The organism is Mameliella sp. LZ-28, from assembly GCF_012274245.1.
In the GTDB taxonomy this organism is placed as follows: Bacteria; Pseudomonadota; Alphaproteobacteria; order Rhodobacterales; family Rhodobacteraceae; genus Antarctobacter; species Antarctobacter albus.
On the sequence record NZ_JAANYX010000037.1, the window covers coordinates 1 to 15,215 of the forward strand.

15 protein-coding genes are annotated in these 15,215 nt (G+C 65.1%); 7 read left to right on the forward strand and 8 right to left on the reverse strand.

Annotated features, from left to right (window positions below; translation table 11 throughout):
• Positions 1-140: 140 nt before the first annotated feature.
• The 7 genes from G9Q80_RS25465 (at position 141) to G9Q80_RS25495 (ending at position 7,575) form a co-directional block, all read left to right on the forward strand.
• Positions 141-827 (forward strand): adenylate kinase, encoded by a 687-nt coding sequence (locus G9Q80_RS25465; protein ID WP_088716922.1) that lies wholly within the window; start codon positions 141-143, stop codon positions 825-827.
• A 73-nt stretch (positions 828-900) separates the two neighbouring features.
• The gene (locus tag G9Q80_RS25470; protein ID WP_043145385.1) at positions 901-1,188 is read left to right on the forward strand and encodes a DUF4212 domain-containing protein; all 288 of its coding nucleotides are present in this window, start codon (positions 901-903) and stop codon (positions 1,186-1,188) included.
• A gap of 6 nt (positions 1,189-1,194) precedes the next feature.
• Positions 1,195-2,982 (forward strand): sodium:solute symporter family protein, encoded by a 1,788-nt coding sequence (locus G9Q80_RS25475; RefSeq protein WP_043145386.1) that lies wholly within the window; start codon positions 1,195-1,197, stop codon positions 2,980-2,982.
• A 246-nt stretch (positions 2,983-3,228) separates the two neighbouring features.
• Positions 3,229-3,795 carry a dihydrofolate reductase family protein gene (locus tag G9Q80_RS25480; RefSeq protein WP_069210381.1) on the forward strand — a complete coding sequence of 189 codons (567 nt, stop codon included), beginning with the start codon at positions 3,229-3,231 and terminating at the stop codon, positions 3,793-3,795.
• A complete protein-coding gene (locus G9Q80_RS25485; protein ID WP_088716902.1) occupies positions 3,795-5,618 on the forward strand; it encodes a DUF294 nucleotidyltransferase-like domain-containing protein in 1,824 nt (607 codons plus the stop codon). The genes G9Q80_RS25480 and G9Q80_RS25485 overlap by 1 nt, the downstream gene beginning before the upstream one ends.
• 45 nt (positions 5,619-5,663) lie before the next feature.
• A complete protein-coding gene (locus G9Q80_RS25490; RefSeq protein ID WP_043145392.1) occupies positions 5,664-6,164 on the forward strand; it encodes a hypothetical protein in 501 nt (166 codons plus the stop codon).
• A gap of 4 nt (positions 6,165-6,168) precedes the next feature.
• Positions 6,169-7,575, forward strand: coding sequence for a 3'-5' exonuclease (locus G9Q80_RS25495; protein ID WP_088716903.1), 1,407 nt, complete (start codon positions 6,169-6,171; stop codon positions 7,573-7,575).
• Here the strand turns inward: G9Q80_RS25495 and G9Q80_RS25500 are convergent.
• The 8 genes from G9Q80_RS25500 to G9Q80_RS25535 form a co-directional block, all read right to left on the reverse strand.
• Positions 7,572-8,183, reverse strand: a complete 612-nt coding sequence (locus G9Q80_RS25500; RefSeq protein WP_232788330.1) for a 3-hydroxyacyl-CoA dehydrogenase family protein — start codon at positions 8,181-8,183, stop codon at positions 7,572-7,574. The genes G9Q80_RS25495 and G9Q80_RS25500 overlap by 4 nt on opposite strands.
• Positions 8,176-9,072 carry a helix-turn-helix transcriptional regulator gene (locus G9Q80_RS25505; RefSeq protein WP_043145395.1) on the reverse strand — a complete coding sequence of 299 codons (897 nt, stop codon included), beginning with the start codon at positions 9,070-9,072 and terminating at the stop codon, positions 8,176-8,178. The genes G9Q80_RS25500 and G9Q80_RS25505 overlap by 8 nt, the downstream gene beginning before the upstream one ends.
• Before the next feature lie 123 nt (positions 9,073-9,195).
• Positions 9,196-9,363, reverse strand: coding sequence for a hypothetical protein (locus tag G9Q80_RS25510; RefSeq protein WP_168246594.1), 168 nt, complete (start codon positions 9,361-9,363; stop codon positions 9,196-9,198).
• A 136-nt stretch (positions 9,364-9,499) separates the two neighbouring features.
• The gene (locus G9Q80_RS25515) at positions 9,500-11,296 is read right to left on the reverse strand and encodes a feruloyl-CoA synthase (RefSeq protein ID WP_088716905.1); all 1,797 of its coding nucleotides are present in this window, start codon (positions 11,294-11,296) and stop codon (positions 9,500-9,502) included.
• Between the two features lie 10 nt (positions 11,297-11,306).
• The gene (locus G9Q80_RS25520; protein WP_069210376.1) at positions 11,307-12,068 is read right to left on the reverse strand and encodes an SDR family NAD(P)-dependent oxidoreductase; all 762 of its coding nucleotides are present in this window, start codon (positions 12,066-12,068) and stop codon (positions 11,307-11,309) included.
• Positions 12,069-12,159: 91 nt separating this feature from the next.
• Positions 12,160-13,476, reverse strand: coding sequence for a TRAP transporter large permease (locus G9Q80_RS25525; RefSeq protein ID WP_043145401.1), 1,317 nt, complete (start codon positions 13,474-13,476; stop codon positions 12,160-12,162).
• On the reverse strand, positions 13,473-14,081 hold the full coding sequence (locus tag G9Q80_RS25530; protein ID WP_172430288.1) for a TRAP transporter small permease: 609 nt from the start codon (positions 14,079-14,081) through the stop codon (positions 13,473-13,475). Before G9Q80_RS25530 ends, G9Q80_RS25525 begins: the two co-directional genes overlap by 4 nt.
• A gap of 66 nt (positions 14,082-14,147) precedes the next feature.
• The gene (locus tag G9Q80_RS25535) at positions 14,148-15,203 is read right to left on the reverse strand and encodes a TRAP transporter substrate-binding protein (RefSeq protein ID WP_043145404.1); all 1,056 of its coding nucleotides are present in this window, start codon (positions 15,201-15,203) and stop codon (positions 14,148-14,150) included.
• Positions 15,204-15,215 lie beyond the last annotated feature (12 nt).

A 15,215-nucleotide genomic window follows, 5' to 3' on the forward strand; every position in this document is an offset into this window, starting at 1 on the left:
CTCCGGCAAGATCATGCGCCGCATCCTGCGCAAGATCGCCGAGAACGACTACGGCGCCCTCGGCGACACCTCAACCCTCGCCGACCCTTCCGTCGTCGACGACCTCATCGAAAACAGAATGAACAAGGGTTGACCCGATGATGGACGGAGCAAACACCCCCGCCACCGCCCCCGTGCTGATCCTGCTGGGCCCCCCGGGGGCCGGAAAGGGCACCCAGGCGCGGATGTTGGAAGAGAAATTCGGCCTCGTGCAGCTTTCGACCGGCGACCTTCTGCGTGCCGCCGTGGCTGCGGGGACAGAGGCCGGGCAGCGCGCCAAAGCGGTCATGGAGGCCGGGGAGCTGGTCAGCGATGACATCGTCATCGCCATCCTGCGCGACCGGCTTGCCGAAGCGGATTGCGTCAAGGGCGTGATCCTCGACGGTTTTCCCCGCACCACGGTGCAGGCCGAGGCGCTGGACGGTCTGCTGGCCGAGAGCGGTCAGAAGATCAACGCCGCTGTCAGCCTGGAAGTGGACGACGCCGCGATGGTGACGCGCATTTCGGGCCGCTACACCTGCGGCTCCTGTGGCGAAGGCTATCACGACAGCTTCAAGCAGCCCGCCAAACCCGGCACCTGCGACAAATGCGGCGGCACCGAGTTCAAGCGCCGGGCCGACGACAATGCCGAGACCGTCGCTGCACGGCTCGAGGCCTACCACGCCCAGACCGCCCCGCTGATCGACTACTATGCCGCGCAACACGCGCTGATCGGCATCGATGCGATGGGCGAGATCGACGACATCGCGGGGAAACTCGCCGCGATCGTGAAGACGGCCACCGCCTGAGGCGGGGCCAGAGAAATCGCCCGCCGCGACCCCAGCGCGGCGGGTTCCTGGAGGAAAGAGGAGGACCCGCGACATGGCGGATCAAACCAATCACGGCGCCGAGGCGACCCAGAAGTCCGATGCGGCTTACTGGTCGGCCAACGTGCGTATCATCGTCATCAGCCTCATCATCTGGGCGCTGGTGTCTTTCGGCTTTGGCATCCTGCTGCGCCCGATGCTGTCCGGCATTGCCGTCGGCGGCACCGACCTGGGCTTCTGGTTTGCCCAGCAAGGCTCGATCATCGTCTTCCTGGCGCTGATCTTTTTCTACGCCTGGCGGATGAACAAGCTCGACCGTGAATTCGGCGTCGAGGAGGAGTAAGACGTTATGGATCAGTTTACCATCAACCTGCTGTTCGTGGGCGCGTCCTTCGCGCTCTACATCGGCATCGCGATCTGGGCCCGCGCGGGTTCCACGTCGGAATTCTACGCCGCCGGACGCGGCGTGCACCCCGTCACCAACGGCATGGCGACGGCGGCGGACTGGATGTCGGCGGCCTCGTTCATCGGCATGGCCGGTCTCATCGCCTTCACCGGCTATGACAACTCGACCTTCCTGATGGGCTGGACCGGCGGCTACGTGCTGCTGGCGCTGCTGCTTGCGCCCTACCTGCGCAAGTTCGGCAAGTTCACCGTGTCCGAGTTCATCGGCGACCGTTTCTACAGCCCGACCGCCCGCGTGGTGGCCGTGATCTGCCTGATCGTCGCCTCGGTGACCTATGTCATCGGCCAGATGACCGGCGTGGGCGTGGCCTTTGGCCGCTTCCTCGAGGTGTCGAACACCACCGGCCTTCTGATCGGCGCCTGCGTCGTCTTCGCCTACGCCGTGTTCGGCGGCATGAAGGGCGTGACCTACACCCAGGTGGCCCAGTACTGCGTCCTGATCATGGCCTACACCATCCCGGCCGTCTTCATCTCGCTGCAACTGACCGGCAACCCGGTCCCGGCGCTGGGTCTCTTCGGCGATCACACCGCCTCGGGTGAGCCACTCCTGGCCAAGCTCGACGCCATCGTGGCGGAACTCGGCTTCAACGAGTACACCGCACACCACGGCGACACCTTCAACATGGTGCTCTTCACCCTGTCGCTGATGATCGGCACCGCAGGTCTGCCGCACGTCATCATGCGGTTCTTCACCGTGCCCAAGGTGGCCGACGCACGCTGGTCCGCCGGCTGGGCGCTGGTCTTCATCGCGCTGCTGTACCTGACGGCCCCGGCTGTTGGCGCAATGGCCCGCCTGAACATCACCGACATGATGTGGCCGAACGGCGCATCCGGCGATCCCGTCTCCGTCGAGATGATCGAAGGCGACCAGCGTTACGACTGGATGGCCACCTGGCAGCAGACCGGCCTCCTGGGCTGGGAAGACAAGAACGGTGACGGCCGCATCGCGTACTTCAACGATGCAGATCCGGAAACCGTTGCCAAGATGAAGGAAGCCGGCTGGGGCGAAGCCAACGAGCTGACCAACTTCAACCGTGACATCCTGGTTCTGGCCAACCCCGAAATCGCCAACCTTCCCGGCTGGGTCATCGGTCTGGTCGCTGCGGGCGGTCTTGCCGCCGCACTGTCCACCGCCGCCGGCCTGCTGCTGGCGATCTCCTCGGCCGTGTCCCACGACCTGATGAAGGGTCAGCTGACCCCGAACATCAGTGAAAAGGGCGAGCTGATGTCGGCACGGATCGCAATGGCCGTGGCCATCGTCGTCGCCACCTACCTGGGGCTCAACCCTCCGGGCTTCGCGGCACAGACCGTGGCACTGGCCTTCGGCCTCGCCGCCGCCTCGATCTTCCCGGCGCTGATGATGGGCATCTTTACCAAGGTAAACAACAAGGGCGCGGTTGCGGGCATGGTCTCGGGCCTGGTGGTCACGCTGATCTACATCTTCCTGCACAAGGGCTGGTTCTTCATTCCGGACACCAACTCCTTCACAGATGCCAACCCGCTCTTGGGCACCATCAAGTCGACCTCCTTCGGGGCCGTCGGTGCGCTGATCAACTTCGCGGTGGCCTTCACCGTGTCGAAGATGACCCAGCCGATCCCGCAAGAGATCGAAGAACTGGTGGAATCGGTCCGCGTGCCGCGCGGCGCCGGGGCTGCCGTGGACGGTCACTGATATGGGTCGGGCTGTCGCAGCGGCAGCCGCTCCCCTGCGCTTTCGTCCCGTCCGGCCATGTGCCGGGCGGGACTTTTCGTTTGATCTTTCTGACGTCAGACATTCGCCCGCCAGATCGGAATACACCCGACACGCAACGCGGTCCCAAAACCTGCGCCCTGAGACCGCCCGCCCCATGTCCATTGCGCCGTTGCAGCGCTATGCGGTGCACAGCATCGCGCGCCCTCAACTGTCGGAGACGTCAAAGTGACCACCGGGCATGTCTTCATTGCCATGAGCCTCGACGGCTATATCGCCCGCGAGGACGACAGCCTGGACTGGCTGACCCCCTACCATGCCCCGGACGAGGATCACGGCTTCGATGCCTTCATGGCCTCGGTCGACGGGCTGGTCATGGGCAGCGGCACATTTCGCACCGTGCTGGGGTTCGGCGGCGACTGGCCCTATGCCAAGCCCGTCATTGTCCTCAGCCACAGCCTGACCCGGGACGACATTCCCGACGCCCTGCGGACACGCGTAACGCTCAGCCGAGAGACGCCTACAGCCCTGATGAGCAGGCTGGACGCGGAAGGGTGGCAACGCGTCTATGTCGATGGCGGTGCGGTGATCCGGTCCTTCCTGCAAGACGGCTTGATCGCGGACATGGAGATCACCCTGGTCCCTGTCCTGATTGGACGCGGACGCAAGCTCTTTGGCGAGATGGACCTGGCGACCGACCTCCGGCTCGATCAGCTCCGGGTGCGCCGGTTCTCCTCTGGCCTCGTCCTGACCCGCTACGCCGTTTCCTCCCCATCTTCCAGCAAGGACGCCTGATGCCCATCGACCACGCCGACCTGCTTCGCTTTCTCTCTGCGGTTCATCCCTATGACGCGCTGGACTCAGAGGCGCTGGACGAACTGCTGCCCGCATTCCGGCCCCAGGCGATGGCCGCCGGAGAGGCGATCTACACACTGGGAGAGAAACTGGACGGGCTGTACCTGATCCATAAGGGCGCGGTGGAGGTTCGCGACCAGAACGGGGTGCAAATCTCTCTCCTGGGGCCGCGCAACTCGTTCGGGGAACGGGGTCTGATGCGGGACGGGCTGGCCGCAACCAGCGCCAGCACGCGCGAGGACACACTGCTATTGGTCCTGCCTGTGGACCAGTTCCAGAAACTGCTGGAAACCCAGCCTGCGGCAAAGAAATTCTTTGATCGCCAGCGCGCCCCGAAACCCAAACGCGCCGACCTTGCCACCAGCCGGGTCGAGACGCTGATGGCCCCGGCGCCGCTGACCTGCCCGCCGAACACGCCGGTGCAGCACGCGGCGCAACTGATGCATTCGCGGCATATCTCCTCGGTCTGCATCACCGAAGGCAAGCAACTGCGCGGCATCGCCACGATCCGCGACCTGTCCGGCAAGGTGGTGGGCGGCGCCCTGCCCTACGACACCCCCCTGTCCGAGATCATGACCGCCGATCCCGTCAGCCTACCGCCCTCGGCCATTGGCTCGGACGTGCTGCACATGATGATGGAACGCCGCATCGGCCATGTCCCCGTGACGGAAAATGGCGAACTGGTGGGGATCGTCACGCAAACCGATCTGACCCGCTTCCAGGCCATGACCTCGGCGGAACTGGTTTCGGAAATCGCCCGCGCGAGAGACGCGCAAGACATGGCCCGTGTCACCGCGCGCATCCCGCAACTGCTGGTCCAGCTTGTCGCCGGCGGCAATCGGCACGAAGTCGTCACGCGGCTGATCACCGACATCGCCGACACCGCCACCCGCCGCCTGCTGACGCTGGCCGAGGCGCAGCTTGGCAAGCCTCCCGTGCCCTATCTCTGGGCCGCCTGCGGCAGCCAGGGGCGGCAGGAACAGACCGGTGTGTCGGATCAGGACAATGTGCTGATCCTTTCAGACGATGTGACCGACGACCAGATGCCCTATTTCGAGGCGCTGGCCAATTTCGTCTGCGACGGGTTGAACACCTGCGGCTACGTCTATTGCCCCGGTGACATGATGGCCACCAACCCGCGTTGGTGCCAGCCGGTTCGCACCTGGCGGCAGTACTTCGACAACTGGATCGCCAAGCCCTCGCCCGAGGCGCAGATGCTGGCCAGTGTCATGTTCGACCTGCGCGCCATCGGCGGCACAACGGCGCTTTTCGAGGATCTGCAGGAGACAACCCTTGCAAAGGCCGCCAAGAATTCGATCTTCGTGGCGCACATGATCTCGAACTCGCTGAAACACACGCCCCCGCTGGGCCTGTTGCGCGGGTTCGCCACGATCCGCTCGGGCGAGCACAAGAACCAGCTGGACATGAAACATAACGGCGTCGTGCCGGTGGTCGACCTTGGCCGGGTCTACGCGCTGCAGGGACGGTTGACCCCGGTCAACACGCGCGCGAGGCTCGAGGCGGCCATTCCCGCCGGTGTGCTCAGCCAGTCCGGCGGGCAGGATCTGCTGGACGCCTACGACCTGATCGCCGAAACCCGGCTGGAACAGCAGGCCCGCCAGATCAAGGCCGGCAGCGCGCCGGACAACTACCTGGCCCCCGCCGACCTGTCGGATTTTGAGCGGAGTCATTTGCGCGACGCCTTTGTCGTGGTCAAATCCCTGCAATCGGCGGTAGGCCACGGCAAGGGAATGCTGTCGTAACAGCGGCCCGCGCCCGGAGGAGGGCGCGGCGGAGGAGGAGAGAGTATGTTTCTGGAACTGATCGCCGTCTTTGTCGCGGGGTTCTTCGGCGCGGGCATCATGATGCTGCTGAACTGGCTCTCGGGGCGGCGTCTGCCGCGCTGGTTCGTGCCGCTGGGCGCCGGGGGAGCCATGCTGATCGCCGCCATCGCCAGCGAATACAGCTGGTACGGCCGCACCGTGGACAACCTGCCCGACGGGCTGAGCGTGGCGCAAAAGGTCGAAAGCCGAGCCTTCTGGCGGCCCTGGACCTATCTCTATCCGCTGACCGACCGTTTCGTCGCCGCCGACACCGCCAACCCGCTGAAGAACACCGAACAGGACGGGTTGTACCTGGTGAACCTCTACTTCTATGGGCGCTGGCGGACCAACCGTGTGGTGCAGGTCATGGTCGATTGCGCCGGCCATCGCCGCGCCGACCCGGTGCTGGGCGACGGGTCAGAGCCGCTGTGGCGCGATGTCGGGCCGGAGGATCCCATCGTCAAGACGGTCTGCGCAGAGGTCTGATCCCATGAGCAAGCTCAGCCTGCGCCTGCGTATCTTTCTGTTTTTCTGCCTTCTGGCGCTGGGCGGTACCGTCCTGACGCTGGGCGCGCTATACGCGGGGCATTCCCGCGCGCTGGCCAGCACCCCCGCGAACGGCTTTGTCTTTGCCGGGATCCTGGCCAGCTTCGGCCTGGTAGCCCTGACCACGGGTGTCTGGCTGCTGTTTGACGAAAACGTCGCCAAGCCGATCGAACGCCTCTCGGGACAGTTGCGCGCCCGCGCCCATGCCGGGGCCGGGTTGCAGGTGGACACCGATGCCGCGCGCTACCTGGGGGACCTCGCGCCGGCGGCCAGCGCCATCACGGCCGCCCTGTCCGACAGCGCGGTCAGCACCGCCGAACGCATTGCCGTCGAGACCGAACGCCTGGCCACGGAAAAAGCCCGGCTTACTGCTCTCTTGACCGAAATTCCCGTGGCGACCCTGCTGGTCAACGCCGACGACCAGATCGTACTGTATGACGGACAGGCCGCCGAGGTGCTGGCCCAGCAGGCCGTGCCCCGCCTGAATGCCCCCCTGGCCGACTACTTTGACCCGGCCAGCCTGCGCGCCGCCCGCAGCGCGCTGATGAAATGCGGCAAGGAAATCAGCCGCACGCTGAAAGGGCTGGACGGACAGCAGACCTATGACGCCCGGATGAAGCCGACCGAGGGCGGCGGCTACATGATGATCATCGACGCCGCCCATATCGAGATCTCGCCCCACGCCGCACGGCCTCTGGTCTATGATTTCGACCTGATGCAGGGGCGCAGCGGCGCCAAACTGGACGAAACGCCGCTTTCGGCGCTGACCTTCACCGTTTTCGACACCGAAACCACGGGGCTGTTGCCGCACAAGGACGAGATCGTGCAGATCGGCGCTGTGCGCGTGGTCAACGGGCGCATCGTCGAGGGCGAAAAGATCGACCAGCTGGTCGATCCGGGCCGCCCGATCCCGCCTGCCTCGACCAAGGTGCACAAGGTGACGGATGCGATGGTGGCAGGCCAGCCCAACATCGCGCGCGCCGGGCGGCTGTTCCACGGTTTTGCCCGGGATTCCGTGATCGTGGCGCATAACGCGCCTTTCGACATGGCCTTTCTGCATCGCCACAAGGGGCGGATGGGCGTGGTCTGGGACCACCCGATCCTGGACACGGTGCTGTTGTCGGCGGTGCTGTTCGGGGCCTCGGAAACCCATACGCTCGACGCCCTGTGCGAGCGGCTGGGCGTCACCATCCCCGAACCGCTGCGCCACACGGCATTAGGCGATGCCCGCGCCACGGCAGAGGTCCTGGTGCGGATGCTGCCCATGCTCAAGGCGCGGGGGCTTGATACTTTCGGAGAGGTGATCACGGAGACGCGCCGCCACGGCCGGCTGCTGGAGGATCTGAACTAGGGGACCTGCCCCTCGACCCGCCTCAGGGGCACCTTGCCCTCGTCCAGAACCGTCTTTGTCATCGCGGCCACCCCCGCCGGGTCCCTGGCCGCCCATGACAGCACGCCGCCCCGGTCTGCCGGGAACCCCAGCGCCTCGACCGAGACCGCGTCGATGTCGCTGGCTGCAAGCCCCTCGGCCTGCAAGTCACGGGCGGCGGAGACAAGAGCCACCAACAGCCGCTCACGGATTTCGTCCGGAGTGTAGTCGCCCCGTTCCAGCCGATGAAAATGGGCCTCTTCCAGCGCCAGGTCCGCGACGATGGGATCGTCCACCTTGCCGTTGCCGCCGGGGTAACGATACCACCCTGCCCCGGTCTTGCGCCCCAGTTTGCCCAGTTCCATCATCCGCACCAGGATCGGCAAGTCCTGCGCGCCTTTGCCCGCCTTCCGACGGGCCCAGGCCAGGTCAAGCCCGATCCGGTCCTCGATCTCGAAGGGACCGGCGGCAAAGCCGAACTCCTCCATTGCCTCGTCCACCTCCCAGGGGGTCGAGCCATGCAGGAACACCGCCTCCGCCGCGTCCCGAAAAGGCATCCAAAGCCGTTCCGCCAAGGTGTCGTCAGCCAAGAAAATGCTCCTGCGCGATAAGGGCCAACAACCGCTCCAGCGTTTCTTCCAGCGTCGCACCGGAGGTGTCGAGCAGCGCATGGGCACGCTCATAAAGCGCCTCGCGCGCCTGGAGGATGGATTTCAGCTGAGCCATCGCCTCGGGCTGACCCGCCATCGGACGTTCGTCCCCCTGGGCGCGCACCCGGGCCATGTGCTCCTCGGGCGCGGCCTTGAGCCATATCGTATTGAAATGTGCCAGCAGCCGGTTGTAGGTGCCCGGCTCGGCCACGATGCCGCCGCCAACCGCCAGGATCACCTGATCATGGGTCGCGATCACGCGGTCCAGCGCATCCGCCTCCAGCTTGCGATAGCCCTCTTGACCGTAAAGCGCCATGATCTCGCCCACCGGCATCCCGCCGACCTCGGCGATCTCGCGGTTCAGTTCGACAAAGGGCACGTCCAGCGCAGCGCCCGCCAGCCGGCCCAGCGTCGACTTGCCCGCGCCGCGCAGGCCCACGAGACAGATCCGCTGCGCCCGCCGCCCGCCGGGGGCAGCCTCCAGCAGCAGTTCGCGCACCTGCGCCTGAACCGGTCCCTCGGCCTGGCGGTACATTTCGGCCATGTGCAGTGCCTCGGATGTCCAGGGGTCCTCTTCGCCCACCAGCCATTCGATCCGCAGGTCCAGCGCATCGGCCACCTTGCACAGCAACCCGATAGAGATGTTGCCCGCCCCGCTTTCCAACTGGGCCAGGTAACGCGGCGAGACGCCAGAGGACTCCGACAGCACACGGCGCGAGATGTTCCGCTGTTCGCGGGCCTGGCGCACGCGTTGGCCGACACGGGCCAACAGGCCCGCGACCGTGGCATTTTCCGCAGGTTCCGTTTCCAGGGCCACCCGATCCGACACCTCTGGTCCTTCCGATTGCGCGTTCCGACTTGTGAACTATAGTGCATAGCTCAATTCAGACGCGCAGGAAAGAACCGCCTTGAAGCGGTGGGACGTAACGTCACGAACAGGATGGAACCGGGATCAGTCCCCGCGGCCCAGCACGCTGTCGGGGACGACAAGCGCCTCGATCAGGGCGTGGCAGAGGCCGGTGCATTCCTTGCAGCCGATGCAGGTGCCCCCGGTTTCGTAGAATTTTTCTCCGAAGGCACGGGCGCGCGGGGCATGGCCGATCAGGCGGTCGCTTTGCATGGCATCACTTTCTGTTCGCGGCAGAAGATTCGAGTCCCAAGCTTACCGCCCCAGCCAAGCCTCACCTTGTTCCAGATCAAAAAGGGCCGGGTTCGCGCTGCAAACCCGGCCCCCGGCCCGTCTTCCGGGCGTTTTCCTACAGGCAGACCACGGCCGGATCATCGTCGCTGTAAAGCCTGTCCAGCAGGGATGCCCGTCGCGCCAGCACCTTGCGGTAGTTCAGGTTGCCCTTGGCGGTGATTTCTCCATCGCCCAGCGAGGGCGGTTCTGCCAGCACCATCACGCGGTTCACCCGCGCCGCGGATCCGTGATCGGCGCGCAGCGCCAGTTTCTCGGCCAGGGCAGCGCGCAGGGCATCGCTCATCAGGGCGCCGTCCTTTTCGGCGCCCTCCCCGGCCAGGGCAAGCGCCTCTGCCGAGGGGAAGATCATCAGACCCACCTGCGACTTGTCGGCCCCGCAGATCACCATGTCCTGAACGAGGTTGCCGTATTCCTGCAGGAGTTCCAGCCGCAGCGTCGCCGCGCGCACCCAGGTGCCGGTCAACAGCTTGAAGTCTTCGGAAATCCGCCCGTCGAACCGCATGCCTTTGTTCAGGTCATTGTCATCGACGAATTTCACCGCGTCCCCGGTGCGAAAGAAGCCCTCTTCGTCGAAGGCTTCGGCGGTCTTTTCCGGATCGTGCAGGTAGCCCGGCATGATGTTCGGACCACGCACGCGGATCTCGCAGCGCATGTCCTCGTCCGGGATCAGCTTGACCTCGACCCCGGTCATGGGGACGCCGATGATGCCCGACATATGCGTCGGCTCGTGCTGGATCAGGCAGGCAGGACCGGTTTCGGTCAGCCCCCAGGACGAATTCATCAGCGGCACCGCGCCACGCACCTCGCGCGCCATGTCCTCAAGATCGTCCCAGACATCCTGCGGCAACGAGGCGCCTGCGTAAAAGAGCATGTCGAGATCCTCGAAATAGCTCTTGCGCAGCTCCGGGTCCGCCTTCATCGCGTTGCGGATCATCGAGAACCCGACTGGCACGTTGAAGGCCAGCGTGCCGTTCTTCATCCGGTTGTTCTCGATCGTCTCGGCGATTTTTGCCGGGATCGGCTTGCCCGCGTCGATATAGAGCGTGCCGCCATTGGCCAGCATCATGTTGAAATTGTGCGACCCGCCAAAGACATGGTTCCAGGGCAACCAGTCGACGATCCGCGGCGCCCGGTCGCGCAGGAAAGGCAGCGCATCGGCCAGTTGCGCCTGATTGGCACACATCATCCGCTGGGTGGTGATGACCGCCTTGGGGTGCGAGGTCGAACCGGAGGTCATCAGGTACTTGGCCACGGTATCGGGACCGACCTCTGCCGCGGCCTTGTCCACCGCCGCATCATCGCAATCGCCCAGCAGCGCGGTCAGTTCCGTCTCGCCCGCCTGCGGATTGCGGGCCACGACGCATTCCATCCCGTCAAAGAGGTCATGCGCCAGCGCGGTGGCGAAACGCGCGCCATCGTCGGCAAAGACCATCGCAGGTTTGACCAGCTGCGCGCAGTGTTCCAGTTGCGGCCAGGCGCCGGGGATCAGGGCGTATTGCTCGGCCAAGGGAACCGTGGGCACGCCGACATATTGCGCCGCCAGCGTCAGCAGCGCGTGATCCACCCCGTTGCCGGAAATGATCAGGATCGGCGTGTCGGCGTTCATGCCCCGCGCCAGCAGGCTGGAGGCTATGCGGCGCACGCTGTCGCGCGCCTGGGCATAGGTGACCTCGCGCCAGCCTTCGCCGTCACGTTCGGCCAGAAAGACCGCCTCGGGCGTTTCCTCGGCCCAGCGGTCCAGCCAGTCGCCGGTCTTTGTCGCGGGCTCGGTCATCTCGTAGCCCGAACGCAGGATAATGGTGCCGTCCGGCCGGTCCTCGCGGGTGACGGAATGGGCGCGATACTTGCTCATTTCGGCCTCCTCAGCGCTGCGGCAGACGCACCGCCGCATCCAGCCGGATCGTGGTGCCGTTGAGATAGGGGTTGGCGACGATCTGGCTGACCATCTGGGCGTATTCCGCAGGCTCTCCCAGGCGGTGCGGGAACGGCACATTGGCGACGATCCCGGCGGTCACATCCTCGGGCAGACCTTCCATCATGGGCGTGTTGAACAGGCCCGGGGCGATGGCCATGACGCGCACGCCCTGTTTCGCCATCTCGCGGGCGGCAGGCAGGCACATGGCCGCGATGGCCCCCTTGGAGGCCGAATAGGCCGCCTGTCCGAACTGTCCATCCTGGTAGGCGATGGAGGCGGTGTTGACGATCACGCCACGTTCGCCGGTGTCCTCGGGCTCCAGCGCCATCATTTCGCGCGCGGCGTAGGACATGACGAAATAGGTGCCCATCAGGTTCACCCGGATGGTCTTTTCGAAAAGGTCGGTCGAGAGCTTGCCCTCGCGTCCGACAATGCGGGCCGCAAGGCCGATCCCGGCACAGCTGACCGCCACGCGCGGCGCGCCCAGCTTGTCCACGATTTCAGACATGGCCGCCGCGACCGAGGCCTCGTCTCCGACGTCCGTCTTTACCGCGTGCCCGCCGATCTCGGCGGCGACCGCTGCGCCGCGCTCGGCGTCGAAATCCAGGATGCCGACCCTCGCGCCTTCGCTTGCAAGACGTCGCGCCGTGGCCGCGCCCAACCCGCTTGCACCGCCCGAAACGACCGCAACTTTATCCGTGATGTCCATAGCTTACTCCTCGCGCCAGACGCGTTACATTGGGCTTGAAAGGTTTCCGGGACTGGTCGCGGCACCATGCGCCGCGACCGGGGCCAGAGCCCTACCCCGGTATCAGGAAGAGGGTGATCGCCGGGAAGGCCACCAGAATGACCACGCGGATCAGGTCAGAGACGACGTAGTAGAGCACCGCCTTGTAGGTCTCGACCATCGGTGTTTCCGGGTCCATCGCGTTGATGACAAAGAGGTTCATCCCGACAGGTGGCGTAATCAGCCCGACCTCGACCACGATCAGCACAAGGATGCCGAACCAGATCGCCGCGTGTTCCGGGCTCATGCCGAAATCCAGCGCCATGATCACCGGAAAGAAAATCGGGATCGTCAGCAGGATCATCGACAGGCTGTCCATGAAACAGCCCAGCAGCAGGTAGATGACCAGGATGATCGCCAGGACCGCAATCGGGGACATGCCCAGTTCGACAACCCAGTTCGACAGTTCCTGCGGCACCCGCGTGCGCGCCAGGAACAGGTTGTAGAAGGCCGCGCCGAAGACGATGAAGAAGATCATGGCCGAGGACCGGGCCGTGTCGGTAAAGCTGTCCAGCAGGGTTCGCCAGGTCAGCCCGCCATTGAACAGCGCGATGATGCCGGTGCCCAGTGCGCCAACCGCCGCGCCCTCGGTCGGGGTGAAGATACCGCCGTAGATGCCGCCCACCACGGCGATGAAGACCAGCAGCACGGGCCAGACATCCAGGATCGCGCGGATGCGGTCGGCATAGGGAACCGGCTCGCGCACCCCGGCGGATTCCGGGTTCACCCGAACGTAGATCGACACGGCGATCATGTAGCCGATGGCCGCCAGCACACCCGGGATGAAGGCCGCCAGGAATAGCTTGGCGATGTTCTGTTCCGTCAGGATGGCATAGATCACCAGCACCACGGAGGGCGGGATCAGGATGCCCAGCGTGCCGCCCGCCGCCAGCGTCGCGGTCGAGAACCCGCCCTGGTAGCCATAGCGTTTCAGTTCCGGCAGGGCCACGCGGCTCATGGTGGCGGCGGTGGCCAGCGAAGACCCGCAGATCGCGCCAAAGCCCGCGCAGGCGCCAATCGCCGCCATCGCCACACCGCCGCGACGGTGCCCCAGCCAGCTTTCCGCGGCCTTGAACAGCGCCTGGCTCATGCCGCCCAGCGTCGCGAAATAGCCCATCAGCAGGAACATCGGCACAATCGACAGCGAGTAACTGGAGAAGGTCGAATAGGACAGGTCCTTGAGCTGCGCCAGCGGCAGCCGCGTGCTGCCCATGACCAGCCAGAACCCCGCAAAGCCGGTGCCGAACATGGCCAGCCCGATCGGCACGCGCAGGAATATCAACAGCAGCAGGGCCGGAAAGGAATAGATCCCGATCTCGAGGTTGCTCAATGATCCGCTCCCACGGCATTCGGCACGATCACGCGCCCGGACAAGAGTTCATACAGCCGCACGATGACGACATAGACGGAGGTGATGGCCGCCAGCACGGCCCCGAACAGGCTGGCCGCATAGGCCCACCAGATCGGGAATTCGAGCAGCAAAGAGGTTTGCGCCGCACCGAACCCGTTCGGCATCTTGCGGACCATCCCCTCGTAGAGCTGGACGGCGATCGTCACCAGGGCGACGGCGAAGAGGACCGCAATCAGGAAATCCAGCACGCGGTTCACGTTGCGCGACAGCATGTTGGTGAAGACATCCACAGAGGCATGCCCCATCGTCACCTGGCAGAAGGGCAGGAAGGCGAAGATGCAGAAGGCCATACCGGCCTCGACCAGCTCGTACGACCCACGGATTGCCCCGATGCCGACATCATTGATCAGCCAGTTGGCCAGCCCAGGTGCAATGCCCTGAACGAGGTCCGAATGGAGGCCGGAATTCACTGCGCGCCCGACGATAGAAATACAGGTGATCAGGATCAGCGCGGTCAGGATGACCCCGCCCAAGAGCGCCATGAAGCGCGCAACTCCCACCACGATGCGGTGCAAACCGGTCATCGTTGACGTCCCCCCTTGGTTTCATGAAGGGCCGCGGATTTCTCCGCGGCCCCGGGTTTCAGAGGCTTACTTGCCCCAGGTGTCCATCTCGGACGTGTACTCCGCCATCAAGGCGCGGGCCTGGTCGATCAGGGCCTGACCGTCGATGCCCTTGCTCTGCATGTCGGCGATCCAGGTCTCGTAGATCGGGTTCACCAGGGCGTCCCATTCCTTGGCTTCTTCCTCGGTCACGGTGAAGATGTTGTTGCCAAGGTCCACGGCGATCTGACGTGCCGGGCCATCGGCATCCGCCTGGGTGCCACCCGCAAAGATCGAGAAAGCGAGGCCCGAGTTGTCGTCGATCACCTTCTGCAGGTCTTCGGGCAGGCTTTCGTACATGTCCTTGTTCATCGCCAGGACGAAGGTCAGGTTGTACAGCGCGGCGCCGTCGAACTCGGTGTGGTTCTTGACCAGCTCCGGCACCTTGAGGGCCGAGGTCACTTCCCACGGGATCGTGGTACCGTCGAGAACGCCCTTGGACAGCGCTTCGGAGACCGCCGGGACCGGCATGCCGATCGGCTCGGCGCCGACGCGGGTCAGCAGGTCGTTCACCAGGCGCGACCCGCCGCGGATCTTCATGCCTTCGAGGTCGGAAGGCACGCGCACCGGTTCGTTGGTGTGGAACATGCCGGGGCCGTGCACCCAGGTGCCCAGGATCTTGAGATCGGCGAATTCGCCGTCTTCCATGTGCTCTTCGAACATCTTCCAGTAGGCGTAAGAGGCCGCGCGGGCATCGGACACCATGAAGGGCAGTTCAAAGACTTCGGTCGTCGGGTAACGGCCGGGCGTATAACCGACGACGGTCCAGACGATATCGGCGATGCCGTCGATAGCCTGGTCCATCAGTTCCGGCGGGGTGCCGCCCAGCTGCATCGAGGGGTAGCGCTCGATCTCGATACGGCCGTTCGAATCCGCCTCGACCTTGTCCGCCCAGACGTCCAGCACCTGCTTCGGCACATTGGCCTGCGCAGGCAGGAACTGGTGCAGGGTCAGCGTGACCTCCTGCGCCATTGCCGAAGTGGTGGTCATCATCGCGGCCAGTGCGGCCCCGGCAATGCCAAGAACGGTTCTGCGTGTGGTCATGTCTTACCTCCC

Excerpts from the sequence above, each read along its gene's own strand:
- G9Q80_RS25485 (WP_088716902.1), top strand. The coding sequence starts at position 3,795 with ATGCCCATCGACCACGCCGACCTGCTTCGCTTTCTCTCTGCGGTTCAT.
- G9Q80_RS25465 (WP_088716922.1), top strand. The coding sequence starts at position 141 with ATGGACGGAGCAAACACCCCCGCCACCGCCCCCGTGCTGATCCTGCTG.
- G9Q80_RS25515 (WP_088716905.1), bottom strand. The coding sequence starts at position 11,296 with ATGAGCAAGTATCGCGCCCATTCCGTCACCCGCGAGGACCGGCCGGAC.
- G9Q80_RS25520 (WP_069210376.1), bottom strand. The coding sequence starts at position 12,068 with ATGGACATCACGGATAAAGTTGCGGTCGTTTCGGGCGGTGCAAGCGGG.
- G9Q80_RS25475 (WP_043145386.1), top strand. The coding sequence starts at position 1,195 with ATGGATCAGTTTACCATCAACCTGCTGTTCGTGGGCGCGTCCTTCGCG.
- G9Q80_RS25495 (WP_088716903.1), top strand. The coding sequence starts at position 6,169 with ATGAGCAAGCTCAGCCTGCGCCTGCGTATCTTTCTGTTTTTCTGCCTT.
- G9Q80_RS25490 (WP_043145392.1), top strand. The coding sequence starts at position 5,664 with ATGTTTCTGGAACTGATCGCCGTCTTTGTCGCGGGGTTCTTCGGCGCG.
- G9Q80_RS25530 (WP_172430288.1), bottom strand. The coding sequence starts at position 14,081 with ATGACCGGTTTGCACCGCATCGTGGTGGGAGTTGCGCGCTTCATGGCG.
- G9Q80_RS25510 (WP_168246594.1), bottom strand. The coding sequence starts at position 9,363 with ATGCAAAGCGACCGCCTGATCGGCCATGCCCCGCGCGCCCGTGCCTTC.
- G9Q80_RS25470 (WP_043145385.1), top strand. The coding sequence starts at position 901 with ATGGCGGATCAAACCAATCACGGCGCCGAGGCGACCCAGAAGTCCGAT.
- G9Q80_RS25535 (WP_043145404.1), bottom strand. The coding sequence starts at position 15,203 with ATGACCACACGCAGAACCGTTCTTGGCATTGCCGGGGCCGCACTGGCC.